General features: G+C 71.2%; 15 protein-coding genes and 2 tRNA genes. 9 read left to right on the top strand and 8 right to left on the bottom strand.

Translation table 11 applies throughout. The annotated features are described in order from the left end of the window. The first annotated feature begins 36 nt into the window (after positions 1-36). Both ACFYY6_RS05975 and ACFYY6_RS05970 read left to right on the top strand, forming a co-directional pair. A complete protein-coding gene (locus ACFYY6_RS05975; protein ID WP_351520293.1) occupies positions 37-207 on the top strand; it encodes a hypothetical protein in 171 nt (56 codons plus the stop codon). 189 nt (positions 208-396) lie between these two features. Further along, the gene (locus tag ACFYY6_RS05970; protein WP_351631964.1) at positions 397-1,485 is read left to right on the top strand and encodes a PDZ domain-containing protein; all 1,089 of its coding nucleotides are present in this window, start codon (positions 397-399) and stop codon (positions 1,483-1,485) included. A gap of 69 nt (positions 1,486-1,554) precedes the next feature. Here ACFYY6_RS05970 and ACFYY6_RS05965 read toward each other — a convergent pair whose 3' ends face one another. Further along, positions 1,555-2,112, bottom strand: coding sequence for a PPA1309 family protein (locus tag ACFYY6_RS05965; protein ID WP_242433825.1), 558 nt, complete (start codon positions 2,110-2,112; stop codon positions 1,555-1,557). Positions 2,113-2,249: 137 nt separating this feature from the next. Between ACFYY6_RS05965 and ACFYY6_RS05960 the strand changes: the two genes are divergently transcribed. The 4 genes from ACFYY6_RS05960 (at position 2,250) to ACFYY6_RS05945 (ending at position 8,027) form a co-directional block, all read left to right on the top strand. Next, positions 2,250-5,228, top strand: coding sequence for a UPF0182 family protein (locus ACFYY6_RS05960; RefSeq protein WP_351520331.1), 2,979 nt, complete (start codon positions 2,250-2,252; stop codon positions 5,226-5,228). 74 nt (positions 5,229-5,302) lie between these two features. Continuing rightward, positions 5,303-5,376: transfer RNA gene (locus tag ACFYY6_RS05955), tRNA-Met, on the top strand. Between the two features lie 291 nt (positions 5,377-5,667). After that, complete coding sequence (locus tag ACFYY6_RS05950; protein ID WP_389191821.1) at positions 5,668-7,815, top strand: tetratricopeptide repeat protein; 2,148 nt, start codon at positions 5,668-5,670, stop codon at positions 7,813-7,815. 138 nt (positions 7,816-7,953) lie between these two features. Further along, positions 7,954-8,027, top strand: a tRNA-Met gene (locus tag ACFYY6_RS05945). A 226-nt stretch (positions 8,028-8,253) separates the two neighbouring features. On the opposite strand, the gene ACFYY6_RS05940 is transcribed toward ACFYY6_RS05945, so the two are convergent. Beyond that, positions 8,254-8,673, bottom strand: a complete 420-nt coding sequence (locus ACFYY6_RS05940) for a transcriptional repressor (RefSeq protein ID WP_351520299.1) — start codon at positions 8,671-8,673, stop codon at positions 8,254-8,256. Between the two features lie 161 nt (positions 8,674-8,834). Between ACFYY6_RS05940 and ACFYY6_RS05935 the strand changes: the two genes are divergently transcribed. Then, positions 8,835-10,286 carry a catalase gene (locus ACFYY6_RS05935; RefSeq protein WP_389191818.1) on the top strand — a complete coding sequence of 484 codons (1,452 nt, stop codon included), beginning with the start codon at positions 8,835-8,837 and terminating at the stop codon, positions 10,284-10,286. A gap of 212 nt (positions 10,287-10,498) precedes the next feature. On the opposite strand, the gene ACFYY6_RS05930 is transcribed toward ACFYY6_RS05935, so the two are convergent. The 6 genes from ACFYY6_RS05930 to ACFYY6_RS05905 all read right to left on the bottom strand — a co-directional run bounded on the left by ACFYY6_RS05930 (position 10,499) and on the right by ACFYY6_RS05905 (position 15,881). Next, positions 10,499-10,903, bottom strand: coding sequence for a cyclic nucleotide-binding/CBS domain-containing protein (locus tag ACFYY6_RS05930; RefSeq protein WP_073781850.1), 405 nt, complete (start codon positions 10,901-10,903; stop codon positions 10,499-10,501). A gap of 220 nt (positions 10,904-11,123) precedes the next feature. Continuing rightward, complete coding sequence (hisN, locus tag ACFYY6_RS05925) at positions 11,124-11,927, bottom strand: histidinol-phosphatase (RefSeq protein ID WP_351520304.1); 804 nt, start codon at positions 11,925-11,927, stop codon at positions 11,124-11,126. 114 nt (positions 11,928-12,041) lie between these two features. After that, positions 12,042-12,365: a multidrug efflux SMR transporter gene (locus ACFYY6_RS05920; protein ID WP_073781852.1), complete on the bottom strand. Its 324-nt coding sequence runs from the start codon at positions 12,363-12,365 to the stop codon at positions 12,042-12,044. A gap of 209 nt (positions 12,366-12,574) precedes the next feature. Next, complete coding sequence (rsgA, locus tag ACFYY6_RS05915) at positions 12,575-13,591, bottom strand: ribosome small subunit-dependent GTPase A (protein ID WP_351520306.1); 1,017 nt, start codon at positions 13,589-13,591, stop codon at positions 12,575-12,577. Positions 13,592-13,594: 3 nt separating this feature from the next. Then, on the bottom strand, positions 13,595-14,935 hold the full coding sequence (gene aroA / locus ACFYY6_RS05910) for a 3-phosphoshikimate 1-carboxyvinyltransferase (RefSeq protein ID WP_351520308.1): 1,341 nt from the start codon (positions 14,933-14,935) through the stop codon (positions 13,595-13,597). A gap of 232 nt (positions 14,936-15,167) precedes the next feature. Then, entirely contained in the window at positions 15,168-15,881 is a 714-nt protein-coding gene (locus ACFYY6_RS05905) for a M50 family metallopeptidase (RefSeq protein ID WP_351631978.1), read from the bottom strand. A 78-nt stretch (positions 15,882-15,959) separates the two neighbouring features. Here ACFYY6_RS05905 and ACFYY6_RS05900 point away from each other — a divergent pair, with 78 nt between their 5' ends. Together ACFYY6_RS05900 and ACFYY6_RS05895 are read left to right on the top strand one after the other, a co-directional pair. Further along, complete coding sequence (locus ACFYY6_RS05900) at positions 15,960-16,775, top strand: SOS response-associated peptidase (protein WP_351520312.1); 816 nt, start codon at positions 15,960-15,962, stop codon at positions 16,773-16,775. A 217-nt stretch (positions 16,776-16,992) separates the two neighbouring features. Further along, positions 16,993-17,643 (top strand): alpha/beta family hydrolase, encoded by a 651-nt coding sequence (locus ACFYY6_RS05895; protein WP_389191815.1) that lies wholly within the window; start codon positions 16,993-16,995, stop codon positions 17,641-17,643. Positions 17,644-17,705 lie beyond the last annotated feature (62 nt).

The raw sequence follows: 17,705 nt of genomic DNA, 5'->3' as shown, positions 1-17,705 counted from the left end.
GGTCAGTTGCGGTCGCTCATGGGCAGGGAGGTCGTAATGGCAGCACTTGCCTGGTTGTTGATTCCGCTTTTCGCCGCGCTCGGTGCGGCGATATGGGGCAGCTGGGTCACTCGTGATCACACATCCGGGGATGTCTCGGAACTGGCCGGGTACGCGCGGTTCCGTGAAGCGATGGAGAAATCGCGTTCCGGTTCCGACGCCGTCTGACGCTTCTCGCGCCCCGCGCAGTCGACGCGGCGCATACGCAGTCGCCAATCCGTGCCCCTGAGCAGTCGGCACTGTGTTCCGGTGCCGACCGCCGACGCTTCCGCGCAAGGCCGTGACGCACCGGGCTTCCGGCCTCCCGGGCATCGGCCCCGACAGCGCACTGACAGACCCTTCCCGTACTGTCGTTCCATGCCACGCCGCACCGCGACGATGCTCGCCGCCACCCTGATTCTCATCGCGCTGCTCTGCGCGGGGCTGCTGATCAAGGTGCCGTACTCCGAGATGTCACCCGGGCCGACCGTGAACACCCTCGGCAAGGTCAAGGGCGCGCCGGTCCTGCAGATCTCGGGGCACAAGACGTATCCGACGTCGGGCAACCTCAACATGACCACCGTCAGGGTCACCGGCGCCGACTACCGCATGAATCTCGTCGGGGCCGTGTACGGGTGGCTGTCCCACGACAGCGTGGTGGTGCCGCACGACACCCTCTACCCCGACGGCAAGACGGAGCAGCAGTCCACGCAGGAGAACGCCGAGGAGTTCACCCAGTCACAGGAGAGCGCCAAGGTCGCCGCCCTGAACGAACTGGGCATCCCGGTGGCGTCGCGCGTCGTGGTCTCCACGGTCGTCAAGGACAGCCCCGCCCAGGGCAGGCTGCACGCCGGAGACGTGATCAGGAAGGTCGACGGCACGGACATCAAGCAGCCCGAGGACGTGGCGAAGCTCGTCACCCGGCACGAGCCCGGTGAGGACGTCACGTTCACGATCGTCCCGGCGAAGACGGCGCAGGCGGCCGAGAAGGCCGGCAAGGAGCCCGAGGGCAGCCGGAAGATCGTCATCACCACCGCGAAGGCCCCGGGGGACAAGCGCGCGATCGTCGGCATCCAGGCCGCCACGGACCACACGTTCCCGTTCCGGATCGACATCGATCTCGCGGACGTCGGCGGCCCGAGCGCGGGCCTGATGTTCTCCCTCGGTCTCGTCGACAAGCTGACGCCGACCGATCTGACCGGCGGCAAGTTCATCGCGGGCACGGGCACGATCGACGACAAGGGCAAGGTCGGCCCGATCGGCGGCATCACCATGAAGCTGGTCGGCGCGCGGGACGCGGGCGCACGTTACTTCCTGACCCCGGCCGACAACTGCAAGGCGGCCGCCTCCGACACCCCGGGCGGACTCACGCTGGTCAAGGTGAAGACGCTCGACGACGCGAGGAAGTCGCTGGAGAAGATCCGGACAGGGGACACGGCCGGTCTGCCGAGCTGTTCGGCCGGCTGACCGTGCCCCGCGCGGGAGGCCGCGCTCCCGAAGGAGCACGACAGTCCCGCAGTCCTCGAGGGCGGCCGCTCAGTCCTCGAAGGTCGCGGCCAGCGCGTCGGCCAGCCCGGGCACCAGGCCCGCGCCCGTCCGCACCTCGCTCGGCGAGTCCTTCTCGCGCAGGCGCACGGCGCACTCGCGCGAACCGTCCCGGAGCACGGCCACGGTCATCCGCACCTCCTGGCGCTCAGGGTGCTTCGCGACCCACTTGGCCAGCTGGGCCTCGTCGAGCCCCTCGGGCACGGACGCCTCGGCGGACGGCGGCAGCATCAGCCGTTCCACGGTCAGCGCACAGCCCGCCACCGCGTCGGGCCACGCGATCGTGGCGAGGAAGTCGTCCAGGGCGGTGCCCGCCGGAAGCTCCTCCTGCTCGATGGGGGTGAGGGAGGAGGCGGGGGCGTCGGAGTCCAGGCCGAGCTGGGCGGCGAGGCCGGGCTCCTGGACCCGCAGCCGGGCGGTGTCGACGAGGGCGAACAGCAGGGCGGGCCGGTCCCAGCCGAGGCCGGAGACGTACTCGTCGATCTCGAGCACGGCGACGGTGAGGGGGCTCGCGGCCATCGGGGGGCCTGAGGCGGAAACGTTGGACATGACCAATATCCTGCCTCCTTCCGCCCCGGGATCGGGAACTAGGTAAAGGGTCAGTAAGTTGCATAGGTGGGTCCTACGATTTCCGGGCCCGCTTCATACGACCCGCGAACTACGAGGTGCGCACGTTGGCTTTCCAGATGCCGGACCGCGGCGGAGGCCCGACCGGGCCACGGATCAGAGTCGGCCGCCCGTCCCGGCGCGCCCGTACCCTGCTCATGACACTGGGCGTCCTGGCGGTCCTCGCCATGGCGTTCGTCATGTTCGCCGGGTTCTGGACCGACTGGCTCTGGTACCGGTCGGTTTCGTACTCGTCCGTCTTCACCACCACCCTGTGGACCAAGATCGGGCTGTTTCTCGTCTTCGGACTGCTGATGGCGCTCGTCGTCGGCCTGAACATCTGGCTCGCGCACCGGCTCCGGCCGCCGCTGAGCGCGATGTCGCTGGAGCAGCAGAGCCTGGACCGGTACCGGATGAGCCTCGCCCCCTTCAAGAAGTGGGTGCTGCTCGCGATCGCCGCGGTCGTCGGACTGATCGCCGGAGCGTCCGCCTCCGGGCAGTGGCGCACCTGGCTGATGTACGTGAACGGCGTGGCCTTCGGCCAGAAGGATCCCCAGTTCCACCTGGACGTCTCCTTCTACGCCTTCGACCTGCCCTGGTACCGCTTCCTGCTGGGCTTCGGCTTCGCGGCCACCGTGCTCTCGCTGATCGCCGCCGCGCTGACCCACTACCTCTACGGCGGGCTCCGCATCACCAGCCCCGGCGCGCGGGCGACCGGCGCGGCCACCGGCCATCTGTCGGTGCTGCTCGGCGTCTTCGTCTCGCTGAAGGCGGTGGCGTACTGGCTCGACCGCTACGGCCTGGCCGTGAAGTCCAGCGACTTCAAGGCGACGGACAACTGGACGGGCCTGCGTTACGTCGACGCCAACGCCTACCTCCCGGCGAAGACCATCCTGTTCTGCATCGCCGCGATCTGCGCCCTGCTCTTCTTCGCGACGCTCTGGCGCCGCACCTGGCAGCTTCCGGTGATCGGCTTCGGCCTGATGGTGCTCTCGGCGATCCTGATCGGCGGGCTGTACCCGGCCATCGTGCAGAAGTTCCAGGTCCAGCCGAACGAGCAGGCCAAGGAAGCCCCGTTCATCCGGAAGAACATCGAAGCGACGCGTGACGCGTACGACATCGACCGGGCGCAGGTGCAGGACTACTCGGGCAAGAGCACGACGGAGGACAACGCCGAACTGCGCGCGAGCGCGGACACCGCCGCCAGCTACCGGGTGATGGACCCCAACGTCGTCTCCCCGGCCTTCCAGCAGCTCCAGCAGAAGAGGAACTACTACCAGTTCCCCAAGACGCTGGACGTGGACCGCTACAAGGACGCCGCCGGCAAGGACCAGGACACGGTCATCGGTCTGCGCGAGCTGAACCTCGACGGCATCCCCAAGCGCAACTGGATCAACGACCACTTCACCTACACCCACGGCTACGGCGCCATCGCGGCCCGGGGCACGACGACGGGCAAGAACCCGAAGGGTTCTCCCGACTTCACCGAGTCGGGCCTGCCGACCACGGGTGACCTGGGCACGTACGAGCAGCGGATCTACTACGGCGAGAAGACCGAGCAGTACTCCATCGTCGGTGGGCCCCAGAAGGAGCTCGACTACGAGGAGGACGGCGAGAAGACCACCAGCTACAAGGGCGACAGCGGGGTCAGCCTCTCCAACACCTTCAACCGCGCCGCGTACGCGGTGGCGTTCAGCGAGCCGCAGATCCTCTACTCCGGCGCCATCGGCGACGGCTCGCGGATCCTCTACAACCGCACGCCCAAGGAGCGCGTCGAGGCGGTCGCCCCGTGGCTGACCATCGACGGCGACGCCTACCCGGCCGTGGTGAACAAGCGGATCCAGTGGGTCGTCGACGCGTACACCACCACCAACGGCTACCCGTACGCCTCGCGGACCACGCTCGGCGACACCACGGCCGACTCGCTGACCACCAACCAGCGCGCGGTCGTCGCCCAGCAGAACCAGGTCAACTACATCCGCAACTCCGTGAAGGCCACGGTCGACGCCTACGACGGCACGGTGAAGCTCTACGAGTGGGACACCAAGGACCCGGTCCTCAAGACCTGGCGCAAGGCGTTCCCCGGAACGGTGGAGTCCAGGGCGGACATCCCGCAGGAACTCGTGGAGCACCTGCGCTACCCGCAGGACCTGTTCAAGGTCCAGCGCGAGCTGCTCACCCGCTACCACGTCACGAACCCCGCCCAGTTCTACAGCGGCAGTGACGCGTGGCAGGTCCCGGACGACCCGACCAACAAGGACTCGGGTGCCGTCCCGCCCTACTACCTGAGCATAAAGATGCCGGACCAGTCGGCCCAGAAGTTCTCGCTGACCACCACGTTCACGCCGAAGGGGCGTCCCGACCTCGGGGCGTTCATGGCGGTGGACGCGGACGCCGCGAGCAAGGACTACGGAACGATAAGGCTGCTCAGGGTCACCACCACGGTGAAGGGCCCCGGTCAGGTGCAGAGCGAGCTCAACGGCAACGACGACGTCGCCGAGTTCGTGAGGAACCTCAAGGGAACCGACTCCGACATCGAGTACGGCAACCTGCTGACCGTGCCGCTCGAAGGCGGGTTCCTCTACATCGAGCCGGTGTACACCCGCGGTGGCACGCAGAACTACCCGCTGCTGCGCAAGGTCGCCGCCTCGTACGGCTCGAAGACCGTCTTCAAGAACAGCCTCGGAGAGGCGCTCAACGAGGTCTTCGGGGTGACGGGCGAGACCCCGCCGTCCGAGGAGACCAGCCGGCCGCCGGGCGAGACCACTCAGCCGCCGGCCACCGGTGAGGCGGCGCTGAAGAGGGCGATCGCCGACGCGCAGAAGGCGTACGCTGCGGGCGAGGCGGCCCTGAAGGAACAGGACTGGACCGCCTACGGCAAGGCCCAGGCGGAGCTCCAGAACGCGCTGGAGCGCGCGGCGGCGGCCCAGCCCAAGTCGGGCGGCGGGAACGACGCGGACCGTTCCGGCGGCTCCGGCGACCGGGGCGCGAAGCCGGACGACGGCGGTTCGAAGCCGGGTGGCGGCGGTGCCGCGGAGCCGGGCGGCGACAGCGGCTGACGGTGACGGGTTCCCCGGCCGGGTATCCCGGTAAAGGTTCCACTCCGCGTCGTGGTACGGTTTCCACACAACGACGCGGGGTGGAGCAGCTCGGTAGCTCGCTGGGCTCATAACCCAGAGGTCGCAGGTTCAAATCCTGTCCCCGCTACTGGAAGACGAAGGCCCGGATCCTTTCGAGGATCCGGGCCTTCGTCGTGCCGTGTGACTTTCTCGTGGGATGGGGCGAAGGGCGGTTCGCGGGGCGCGAGTTGGGCCCGAACGTGTTTGACTTGTCTCTCTGTGGGCATGTCGACAAAACGCTGAAGTGACCTCACTGGTCGCGGTATACCAGTGTGCGCGGGGTGCGGGTGGTGCGACGATGATATTTATGGGGGACAGGGCAACTCTGTTGGAGACAGGGCGGTTTGCACGACGCCGCGTTCATCGGCCGGATAGCGTGGTGAATGCGGCTTTTGGTATTGCCACCACGGAGAACAGCGAGACCACCGAGACCACTGGGACTGCAGAGACTGCGGGGTGTGCCGCGACCTTCGAAAGCACGGAGACAGAGAGCGCAGCGGGTACGGAGAGCACGGGAGGCCCGGCCGCCGCGGAGAGCGCTGGGGCCCGCGGGACTCCCGGGCTTGTCGAGGGCACCGGGACCCAGGAGGGTCGTGAGGACTCCGGGGCGGGGGAGGGCCCCGGAGCCGCCGGAGGCCGAGAGGGCTTCGAGGCCGCCAGGGCGCCGGGCGCCGGAAACGTCTCCGGGGACCCGGTGGACCAGGACCCGGCGGAGACCCCGGGGAGCGACGAGCACGAGGCGCGCCACCGCCGCGCCGCCGACGCCGGTGACACCACCTCCATGAGCACCCTCGGCGCGCTGCTGCTGCGACGCGGCGACCTGGAAGGGGCCGAACCCTATCTGCGTGCCGCCACGGCCGACGGAGACCGGGCCGCCGCCAACAACCTGGGCGTCCTCCTGCATCAGCGCGGGTACACCGACGAGGCCGCCGGCTGGTGGCGCGTCGCGGCCGTCGCCGGGTCCGCCGCCGCCGCGCACGCCCTCGGCCGGTACTACCGCGAGCGCGGGGACGAGCCGGGTGCCGAGTACTGGCTGCGGCAGTCCGCCGAGCAGGGCCACGCGCTGGGCGCATACGCCCTCGCCGACCTGCTGGAGCACCGCAGCGACGTGGGAGCCGAGCGCTGGCTGCGCGCAGCCGCCGAACAGGGGCACCGGGAGGCCGCGTACCGCTTGGCGCGGATGCTGGACCCCGAGGCCGACGACGATCCGTACGACCGGTTCGGCCACCAGGGCCCGCGCCACGCCACCTCCGTGCGCCCGGGAGCCACGGGCGGCTTCGCGGTGCGCAAGGGCGGCGGTCCGGCGGGTCGCACGGCCGGCCGGGCGGGCGAGGCGGAGCAGTGGTACCGGCAGGCCGCCGCGCGCGGCCACCAGCGCGCCGCGCTGCGCCTCGGCGCACTCCTGGAACAGCGCGGCGAGCCCAAGGAGGCGGGCCGCTGGTACCTGATCTCGGCGAAGGCCGGCGAGCCGCGCGCCGCCTGCGCCCTCGGCTTCCTGCTGCGCGACGCGGGGGACGTGGAGAGCGCCGCAGTGTGGTGGCTGCGTGCCGCCCAGGACGGCGACGGGAACGCCGCCAACGCCTTGGGGGCCCTGCACGCCGCCCGGGGTGAGCAGCAGACCGCCGAGCGCTGGTACCGGGCCGCCATGACCGCGGGGGACGTCAACGGCGCCTACAACCTGGGGCTGCTCTGCGCCGCCCAGGACCGTACGGCACAGGCCGAGCAGTGGTACCGGCGCGCCGCGTACGCGGGCCATCGCGAGGCCGCCAACGCGCTGGCCGTGCTCCTCCTCCAGGCGGGCGACACGACCGGCGCCGAGCCCTGGTTCTCCAAGGCCGCCGAGGCGGGCAGCGTCGACGCGGCCTTCAACCTCGGCATCCTGTACTCCGGGCGCGGCGAGGAGCGTACGGCACTGGTCTGCTACGAGCGCGCCGCGGCGGCCGGTCATACGGAGGCCGCGCTCCAGGTCGGCATGGCCCTGCTGCAACGGGGCGAGGAGCAGGAGGCCGAACGCCATCTGCGCTGCGCCGCCGGGGGCGGCAGCGCGGAGGCCGCCTTCCGGCTGGCCGGGGTGCTGGACTCGCGGCGACCGCCCGGCCCGCCCGCGCTCGGGGAGCCGATGCCGGTGAAGACCGAGTGCGAGGAGTGGTACGAGCGGGCCGCCGAGCAAGGGCACCGCCGGGCCCAGGTACGGGTCGGGATGCTCGCGGCGGCGCGCGGCGACGTGGACAGCGCGGCCCGCTGGTACCGAGAGGCTGCCGAGGCCGGCAGCCGCAACGGCGCCTTCAACCTCGGGCTGCTGCTCGCCCGTGAGGGCAGTGAGCGGGAGGCCGCGCTGTGGTGGACCCGGGCCGCGAACGACGGGCACGGGCGGGCGGCTCTGCGGCTCGCCCTGCTGTCCGCGCGCCGGGGCGAGCTCACGGAGGGGCAGCGCTGGTGCGCGCGGGCGGTCGAGCTGGGGCCGGCTGAGGTCGCCGAGCGGGCCGCCCGCCTGCGGGAGGCGCTGCACCAGGAGCTCACCGCGTGAGGCGGTGGCCCGGCACCGGCGAGCCGGGGCCGGGCGCCGACGGGCCCCGGGGCCGTGCCAGCGGGGCCCGCGCGTCCGGTGGGCCGGATCTGATTTGCGCAGGTCCTGAGCGGTGACGTACTGTTGTACGCACAACGACGCGGGGTGGAGCAGCTCGGAAGCTCGCTGGGCTCATAACCCAGAGGTCGCAGGTTCAAATCCTGTCCCCGCTACTGCAGACGGAAAGCCGGATCCTTCAAGGGGTCCGGCTTTCCGCATTTCCGGCTGTCCTTCCCGGTGGACCGGTTCCCCCACGGGTCGTGCCCTGCCCCGGACCGGCCTGCGCCCCGGCGCATCGCACGGAGGGCCCCGGCGTACACACGCTCCCGTGTGTACGCCGGGGCCCTCCAGAAGAACCGGGGTCCTGCGGGAAATCGGGGTCCTGCGGGGAAACGGGATTCAGCAGCCGGCCGCGCAGCCCGGGCAGATGCCGCGGTACGTCACCTCGACATCGGACACCGTGAAGCCGAACCGCTCGTCCGTCGGCAGGTCCGCCAACGGGTCGCCCGCCGGGTGCACGTCGCGGATGGTGCCGCAGTTCGCGCAGACCAGGTGGTGGTGGGGGCGATGCGCGTTCGGGTCGTAGCGCTTGGCGCGGCGGTCGGTGGAGACCTCGATGACCTCGCCGAGCGCGACCATCTCACCCAGGGTGTTGTAGACGGTGGCGCGGGAGATCTCGGGCAGCTTCGCGACAGCTCGCGCGTGGACCTCGTCGGCCGTCAGGTGCACATGGTTTCCGTCGAGGACCTCGGCCACGACGCGCCGCTGGGCGGTCATGCGCCAGCCGCGTCCGCGAAGTCGTTCCAACAGGTCACTCATAAGCACAAGCCTAACAGTGGGGGGACCAGGTCCCGAACGAGTGTGAGTTTGGATGTTCCCTTGACTTGGACTAAGTCCATTGTAGGATCGGCTTTGGCATACGCCAAGGGACAGGCTGTGCACGACATGACGAATGTGCAGGAACGACGCAGGAGGCGCACGTGACGCAGGGACCGCTCACCACGGAGGCCGGGGCGCCGGTTGCCGACAACCAGAACAGCCAGACCGCGGGCGTCGGTGGTCCGGTGCTGGTCCAGGACCAGTCGTTGCTGGAGAAGCTCGCGCACTTCAACCGTGAGCGCATTCCGGAGCGCATCGTGCATGCCCGCGGCGCCGGCGCGTACGGCACGTTCACGGTGACCCGCGACGTCACGCAGTGGACGCGGGCGAAGTTCCTCTCCGAGGTCGGCAAGCAGACGGAGACGTTCCTGCGCTTCTCGACCGTCGCGGGCAACCTGGGGGCGGCCGACGCGGTGCGCGACCCCCGCGGCTTCGCGCTGAAGTTCTACACCGAGGACGGCAACTACGACCTCGTCGGCAACAACACCCCGGTGTTCTTCATCAAGGACGCCATCAAGTTCCCCGACTTCATCCACACCCAGAAGCGCGACCCGTACACGGGCTCGCAGGAGGCGGACAACGTCTGGGACTTCTGGGGCCTGTCGCCCGAGTCGACCCACCAGGTGACCTGGCTCTTCGGCGACCGCGGCATCCCGGCCTCGTACCGCCACATGAACGGCTACGGCTCGCACACCTACCAGTGGAGCAACGAGGCGGGCGAGGTCTTCTGGGTCAAGTACCACTTCAAGACCGACCAGGGCATCAAGAGCCTCACCCAGGCCGAGGCCAACAAGCTCGCCGGTGAGGACCCCGACAGCCACCAGCGCGACCTGCGCGAGGCGATCGAGCGCGGTGACTTCCCGTCCTGGACGGTGCAGGTCCAGATCATGCCGGCGGCCGAGGCGGCCACGTACCGCTTCAACCCGTTCGACCTCACCAAGGTGTGGCCGCACGAGGACTATCCGCCGATCGAGATCGGGAAGCTGGAGCTCAACCGCAACCCGGAGAACATCTTCGCCGAGGTCGAGCAGTCGATCTTCAGCCCCGCGCACTTCGTGCCGGGCATCGGTCCTTCCCCGGACAAGATGCTCCAGGGCCGGCTCTTCGCCTACGGCGACGCGCACCGCTACCGCGTCGGCATCAACGCCGACCACCTGCCGGTGAACCGTCCGCACGCCGCCGAGGCACGCACCTACAGCCGCGACGGGTTCCTGTACGACGGCCGTCACAAGGGTGCGAAGAACTACGAGCCGAACAGCTTCGGCGGACCGGTCCAGACCGACCGGCCGCTGTGGGAGTCCACGCCGGTCACGGGCGAGATCGGTACGCACGTGGCCTCGAGTCACGCGGAGGACGACGACTTCGTCCAGGCCGGGAACCTCTACCGGCTCCTCTCGGAGGACGAGAAGGGCAGGCTGGTCGACAACCTCGCCGGGTTCATCGCCAAGGTGTCGCGCGACGACATCGCCGAGCGGGCGATCAACAACTTCCGCCAGGCGGACGGCGACTTCGGCAAGCGTCTGGAGGCCGCGGTCCAGGCCCTGCGCGGCTGATCCGGGCGTCCGCCGTCGACGGTGGGCCGGGTTCCTCCTCGGAGGGGCTCGGCCCACCGGTCGTCGGAGGGGGCGGTACGGCGCTCCTCGGGGTCGGTCCGCCGGTCGTCCTGGGGGCCGACCGGCGGGTCCTCGCGGTCCTCGTCGGTCCGTGCGGGTCGGTGCACGGTACGGGCGGGTCCGTGAGGGTCCGCTGGACGGCCCCCAGGGGGTCAGCCGGCGAGTTTCACGCGCTGACGGCGTCTGGTGGGCGTCCAGCAGCGCAGGATGTCGCGGACCGAGACGATGCCGACCGGGCCGTGGTCGTCGAGCACGATCAGATGACGGAACCCGCCGTGCGTCATGGCCTCGGCGGCCTCCTCCAGGGTCCAGGTGGGGGCCGCGAAGACCACGTCGGTGGTGGTGTGGGCGGCGGCGGTCTCGACGTCGGGATTCCGTCCCGAGCCGACCGCGTCGAGGATGTCGCGCTCGGTGAGGATGCCGAGCCCGCTGTTGTCCTGGTCGAGGACGACCGCCGCGCCGATGCGGCGGACCGACATCAGCCGGGCGGCCTGGCGGAGCGTATGGGTCGGTCCGATGGTGAGGACCAGGGTGCTCATTGCGTCACGGACGAGCATGAGGGGAGTCGCCTCCTTCGTGAAACGACCACGCGAGTCGGTTCACAAGTTCACAAGCTGGGTGGGCTCTCAGACTCGCATCGATGCGGGACCGCAACAAGGGGGGAATGGGGCCGTCCGAGGGGCGCGCGGTGGTGCGCGACACCCCTCGGGGGGCGCGGCCGGGGGCCGGGCGCCCCGAGGGGGCGCGGCCGGGGTCAGGGGCGCTGGTTGCCGGGGTTCAGGAGCGTCGGCCGAGGTAGCCGAGCAGCTCGTCGTGGAGCAGCCCGTTCGAGGCCGCCGCGTTGCCGCCGCCGGGGCCGGACACCCCGTCGAGGCTGGTGAACGTGCCGCCCGCCTCCTGGACGACGATCGCGTTCGCGGCCATGTCCCAGAGCGAGAGCTCCGGCTCCGCGCAGATGTCGACCGCGCCCTCGGCGACCATCATGTACGGCCAGAAGTCCCCGTATCCGCGGGTGCGCCAGCAGGCCCGGGTCAGGTCCAGGAAGCTGTCGAGCCGGCCCCGTTCCTCCCAGCCGTCCAGCGAGGCGTACGCGAACGAGGCGTCCGCGATCCGCTCCACCTTCGACACCTGGAGCCGGGTCGCGGAACTCAGGCTGCGCCCGGTGTACGCCCCGGCGCCCTTCGCCGCCCACCAGCGCCGGTTCAGCGCGGGCGCGGAGACCACGCCGACCACCGGCTGGAAGTCCCCGGCGTCGTCGGCCTCCATCAGACAGATCAGCGTCGCCCACACCGGCACACCGCGCACGTAGTTCTTCGTGCCGTCGATCGGGTCGACGACCCAGCGCCGCGGCCCGGTCCCCTCGACCCCGAACTCCTCGCCCAGGATCGCGTCGCGCGGGCGCGCCCGGTGGAGGTGACCGCGGATCAGCTCCTCGGCGGCCTTGTCGGCCTCGCTCACGGGCGTCATGTCCGGCTTCGTCTCGACCTTGAGGTCCAGGGCCTTGAACCGGTCCATGGTCGCGGCGTCGGCGGCGTCCGCCAGCACATGGGCGAGCCGCAGGTCATCGTGGTAATCGGGCATGTCGTCACAGTATCGACCGCGGGTGAACGGAGCCACACGACCGTGTGGCCGCCCGCATCGTGGACGGTTCCCGGGGCGCGTCGGCGGCGCGGGCGCGCCCCGGGACGGGGCGGATCAGTGGGACGAGCCGGAGAGCTGGAGTCCGATGACCCCGATGATCACCAGCGAGATCGAGACCAGCTTGAGGGTGGAGACCACGTCGTCGAGGAAGACCATGCCGTAGATCGCGGTGCCCGCGGCCCCGATGCCGGTCCACACGGCGTACGCGGGGCCCACGTCGAGCTTCTTCAGCGACAACGTCAGCAGCCCGAAGCTGCCGAGGGCGAAGGCGGCGAACGCGATGGTCGGCCAGAGCCGGGTGAAACCGTGCGACAGCTTCAGGCAGACGGCGAAGCCGGTCTCCAGAAGTCCCGCGACCACGACCAGCAGCCACGCCATCGTCAGTGCCCTCCCACGTCGGTGACCGGCTTGCCACTTGAGTGTGATTATGCACTTACCGGTCTCGGTAGATCGCAAACGTACCGGAGCGATCACAAACGTGCCGGGCCGGGCGTGCACCCGCTCGGCCGGTCGTCGCCACCTACGGCAGTCGTGCACGCGTCCGCCCGGTCGCGAAGGCCGCGGGCCAGCGTGCGGACGGGCGCGGATCAGTCGCCCTCGCGCCGCTCCCGGGTGGACAGCAGCCGCCGCAGCGAGTCCAGGCGTGCCGGGTCCGCGTGCCCGTCCACCACCCAGGCGTCCAGGGCGCACTCCGGCTGGTTGCCGTCGTGGGTGCAGCCGCGGGGGCAGTCCTCGGTGCCGGGCTCCAGGTCGGGGAACGCGTGGATCACCCGGGACGGGTCGATGTGGTTGAGCCCGAAGGACCGCACGCCCGGGGTGTCGATCACCCAGCCCCGGCGGCCGGACAGCGGCAGCGCCAGCGCGGACGTGGTGGTGTGCCGACCGCGGCCGGTGACCGCGTTGACGACCCCGGTGGTACGTCGGCGGTCCTCCGGCACGAGCGCGTTGACCAGCGTCGTCTTCCCGACACCGGAGTGCCCGACGAAGGCGGTGATCCGGTCGGCCAGCTGCTCGCGCACCCGCTCGGCGGCCTCGCCGTTCTCCAGCTCCTCGCGGCTGGTGACGACGAACGGGACACCCAGCGGTGTGTACGCCTCCAACAGCTTGTCGGGCGGGGCGAGATCGGACTTGGTGAGCACGAGGAGCGGGGACAGCCCGCCGTCGTACGCGGCGACCAGACAGCGGTCGATCATGCGCGGACGGGGTTCCGGATCGGCCAGCGCCGTGACGATCGCCAACTGGTCCGCGTTGGCGACGACCACCCGCTCGAAGGGGTCGTCGTCGTCCGCGGTGCGGCGCAGCACCGAGCGGCGCTCACCGATGCGGACGATGCGGGCGAGCGTGTCCTTGTCGCCGGACAGGTCGCCGACGAGGGAGACCCGGTCACCCACCACGGCCGCCTTCCGGCCCAGCTCACGGGCCTTCATCGCGACGACCGTACGGCCGTCGACGAGGCAGGTGAGGCGGCCCCGGTCGACGGTGAGGACCATGCCCTCCTCGGCGTCCTCGTGCTTGGGGCGGATGCTGGTACGGGGCCGGTTGCCCTTGCGGTTGGGGCGGATCCGGACGTCGTCCTCGTCGGGGTTCTTGCCGTAGCGGCGCATCTCTCAGGCCCCGAGCATTCCGGTCCACATCTGCGGGAAGTCCGGCAGGGTCTTGGCGGTCGTCGCCACGTTCTCGATCTCCACTCCGGGGACCGCGAGGCCGATGACCGCGCCCGCCGTCGCCATCCGGTGGTCGTCGTACGTGTGGAAGACGCCGCCACGCAGCGGGCGCGGGCGGATGTGGAGCCCGTCGGCGGTCTCGGTGACGTCGCCGCCGAGTTCGTTGATCTCCTTGGTGAGCGCGGCCAGCCGGTCCGTCTCGTGCAGCCGCAGGTGGGCGACGCCGCTCAGCGTGGACGGGCCGTCGGCCAGGGCGGCGACCGCCGCGATGCCCGGGGTGAGCTCCCCGACCTCGCCGAGGTCGACGTCGATGCCGTGGACACGGCCCGAGCCGGTGAACGTGAGGCCGCGCTCGGTCAGCTCGCAGCTGCCGCCCATCGCGGTGAAGATCTCGCGCAGCGCGTCGCCCGGCTGCGTGGTGTGCTCGGGCCAGTCGGGGATGGTGACCCGGCCGCCGGTGACCAGCGCGGCGGCGAGGAACGGCTGCGCGTTGGAGAGGTCGGGCTCGATGGTCAGGTCGCGGCCGAGCAGCGCGGAGTGGGAGACCCGCCAGACGTTCGGCTCGCCGCCCGTCTCCGGCTCGTCGACCTGGGCGCCGACGGCCCGCAGCATGTCGACGGTCATCCGGATGTGCGGCATGGAGGGGAGCCGGGCGCCGGTGTGACGCACCTCCACCCCCTGGTTGAAGCGCGGCGCCGACAGCAGCAGCGCCGAGACGAACTGGGAGGACGAGGAGGCGTCGATCTCCACCGCCCCGCCGTCCAGCGCACCGCCGCCGTGCACGGTCATCGGCAGCGAGCCGCGCCCGTCGTCGTCGATCCGGGCGCCGAGCACGCGCAGCGCGTCGATCACACCGTTCAGCGGGCGCTCGTAGGAGCGGGGGTCGCCGTCGAAGCGGATCGGGCCGTCGGCCAGGGCCGCGACCGGCGGCAGGAAGCGCATGACCGTGCCGGCGTTGCCGACGTCGACCGTGGCGGGGCCGTGCAGCCCGGCCGGGATGACCCGCCACGCCTCGCCGGAGGTGTCCGGGGTGCCCGTGGCGGAGGAGTTCGACGAGACCGTCTCCTCGATGCCGACGCCCATGGCGCGCAGCGCCTCGGCCATCAGCAGGGTGTCGCGGGAACGCAGCGGGCGGCGCAGCCAGCCCGGCTCGGCGGCGAGAGAGGCCAGGACCAGCGCGCGATTGGTGACCGATTTCGAACCGGGCACAGTGACGGTCGCGTCGACGGCTCCGCTCGCATGCGGGGCGGGCCAGAGGGCGGGGTGCACGGGGGTTTCGGTCATGAACCTCACTTTAGTGGTTCACCGCAAACCGGAATCTCGATCAAACGGTCCGAAACCGGCGCGCAATCAACGTGGTGGACGGCAACCGGGCGTGAACCGGGCACGATCGCGTCGTGCCGGTTGCTGTCGGGCGTCAACCGGGCGCCGACGCACACCGCGCCGGGCATCACCCCTTCGTGCGGATGCCGCCGGTGCCGCCGGGCGGCACCGGGCGCCGTCGTCGCGCGTCAGCTCACAGTCCGAGCAGCCGACGGCCCCCGCCGATCAGCGAGCAGAGCGACACCGCGTGGAACAGGAACAGCCAGAGCGCGGCCGGCACGTCCGTCAGCCGCGACAGCTGGTCCGCGTCCGAGTCGGGCGCACCGCCGTACCGCCGCTTCGCCTGGAGTTCGAAGGCCGGGCGCACCCCGCCGAGCAGCAGGAACCAGACCGCGCCGTACGCGAACAGCGACTGCACGGCGGGCGGGGCCAGCCAGGAGACCAGCAGGAACGCCGCCCCCGTGAAGATCACGGCCAGCGCCCCGTACACGTTGCGGATCATCACCAGCATCGCCGCGAGCAGCGCGGTGGTCAGCCACAGCAGCAGCGTGATTCGGCCGTCGGTCAGCAGCCAGGCCCCGCCGAGGCCCAGCAGCGGCGGGGCGGTGTACCCGGCCGCGGCGGTCAGGATCATCCCCATGCCGGTCGGTCTGCCGCGGCTGACCGTCAGTCCGCTGGTGTCCGAGTGCAGCCGTATCCCGGACAGCTGGCGTCCGGTGAGCAGCGCCACCAGCCCGTGCCCGCCCTCGTGCGCGATCGTGATCGCGTTGCGGCTCAGCCGCCAGAGCGGATTCGGTACGACGGCGATCAGCGCGAGCGTCCCGGTCACCACCACGAGCCACTGTTCGGGCACGGGCTGGGTGCCGAGGAGGCGGTCCCACAGGTTTCCCGGATCGGTGCTGTCCATGGTGAGGGCGGCTCCTCCTGGTAGCGGCTTGCGGTATCGGCGTCCTGTCGCCGGGACGGTCGTGGCAGTCTGGCACTCATGTGCGGACGGTATGCGGCGAGCCGGCGGCCCGAGGATCTGGCCGGACTCTTCCACGTCGAGAAGTGGGAACCGGAGGAGACCCTGGCGCCCGACTGGAACGTGGCGCCGACCAAGGAGGTCCACGTCATATTGGAGCGTCCTCTCAAAGACGCCGCCGACCGGCGTCCGGTTCGCCAGTTGCGGGCTTTGAAGTGGGGACTCGTGCCGTCGTGGGCGAAGTCCCCCGAGGGGGCGGCGCGCATGATCAACGCCCGGGCGGAGACCGTCCACGAGAAGCCGTCCTTCCGCCGCCCCTTCGTCTCCCGGCGCTGCATCCTGCCCGCCGACGGCTATTACGAATGGGTCACCGGCTCGGCGGAGCGGCAGCTGGAGGAGGAGGGGAGGAAGAAGCGGCCGCGCAAGCAGCCCTACTTCGTGACGCCCGCCGACGGATCGGTCTTCGCGATGGCCGGGCTGTACGAGTTCTGGCGCGACCGGACCCTGCCGGACGACCACCCGATGGCCTGGTGGGCGACCTGCACGGTGATCACGACCGAGGCGGAGACCGCACCGCTCGCCGTCGCCCCCGCAGAGGGCCCGGCCACGCTCGCCGAGATCCACCCCCGGATGCCGCTGATGCTGACGCCGGACCGCTGGGACGCCTGGCTCGACCCGTCGCGCACGGACGTCGAGGAGCTGCGGGCGCTGCTGGCGCCGCCGCCGGGCGGGCTGATGCGCGCCTATCCGGTGGCCACGGCCGTCAGCAACGTGCGCAACAACGGTCCCGAGCTGCTGGCGGAGCTGGCCGGTCCGGAGCTGGGCACGCTCTTCTGAGGCCCCCGTCCGGGGCGTTCCACGGCGCGGCCGCGTTCCGCGGCGCTCATGACGGTCCGCGTTCCAGGGCGCTCCTGGCGGGCCGCGTTCCGAGAGATGACGGTCCGCGTTCCGGTGTGTTCGTTCCGGGATGGTTTCCGACCGGCCCACAGCGGCGCGAGACCGGACCCGTGCGGGCCGGGAGCGACGCCCCGCCCGGACGGGGCAGGATGGGAGCGTGAGTGCCACGGAGACGGAACGCAGGGTCGAGACGGTCGACACGGACGCCGGCCCGGCCCGGATCACCTGGCTGCAGGCGCGCGAGCCCCGGCTGGTGCTCGCCGTCGGCCACGGGGCGGGCGGCGGCATCGAGAGCCGTGACCTGCGGGCCCTGGGCGCCGCGCTCCCCGCGCACGGGGTGACCGTCGCGCTCGTGGAACAGCCCTGGCGGGTCGCCGGGAAGAAGGTCGCGCCCGCCCCCAGGACCCTGGACACCGGATGGCGGGGCGTGTGGCCGGCGCTCACCGCGCCCGGCCTGCCCGTCGTCGCGGGCGGTCGCAGCGCCGGGGCCCGGGTCGCCTGCCGGACGGCGACGGAACTCGGCGCCCGTGCCGTCCTCGCGCTCGCCTTCCCGTTGCACCTGCCGGGGAAGCCGGAGAAGTCCCGCGCGGACGAACTCCTCGGGGCCGGTGTGCCCACGCTCGTCGTGCAGGGCGGCAACGATCCGTTCGGTCGGCCCGCCGAGTTCCCGCCGGGGGAGTACGGGATCACCGAGGTGCCGTACGGCGACCACGGGTTCGCCGTACCGAAGAAGTCCGGCCTGACCGAGGAACGGGCGATGGAGATCCTGACCGACGCCGTGACTGCCTGGCTGACCCGCCTCGTATGACATTCATCCCAATCCGGACTTTCCGAGGTGAGGGGGCCGGCCCGCGCGCGGGCATTCGTCCC

The sequence above is a fragment of the Streptomyces sp. NPDC001750 genome (assembly GCF_042892615.1).
In the GTDB taxonomy this organism is placed as follows: domain Bacteria; phylum Actinomycetota; class Actinomycetes; order Streptomycetales; family Streptomycetaceae; genus Streptomyces.
The sequence above is the reverse complement of the archived record's forward strand: the minus strand, read 5'-3'. Positions and strand labels throughout refer to the sequence as shown.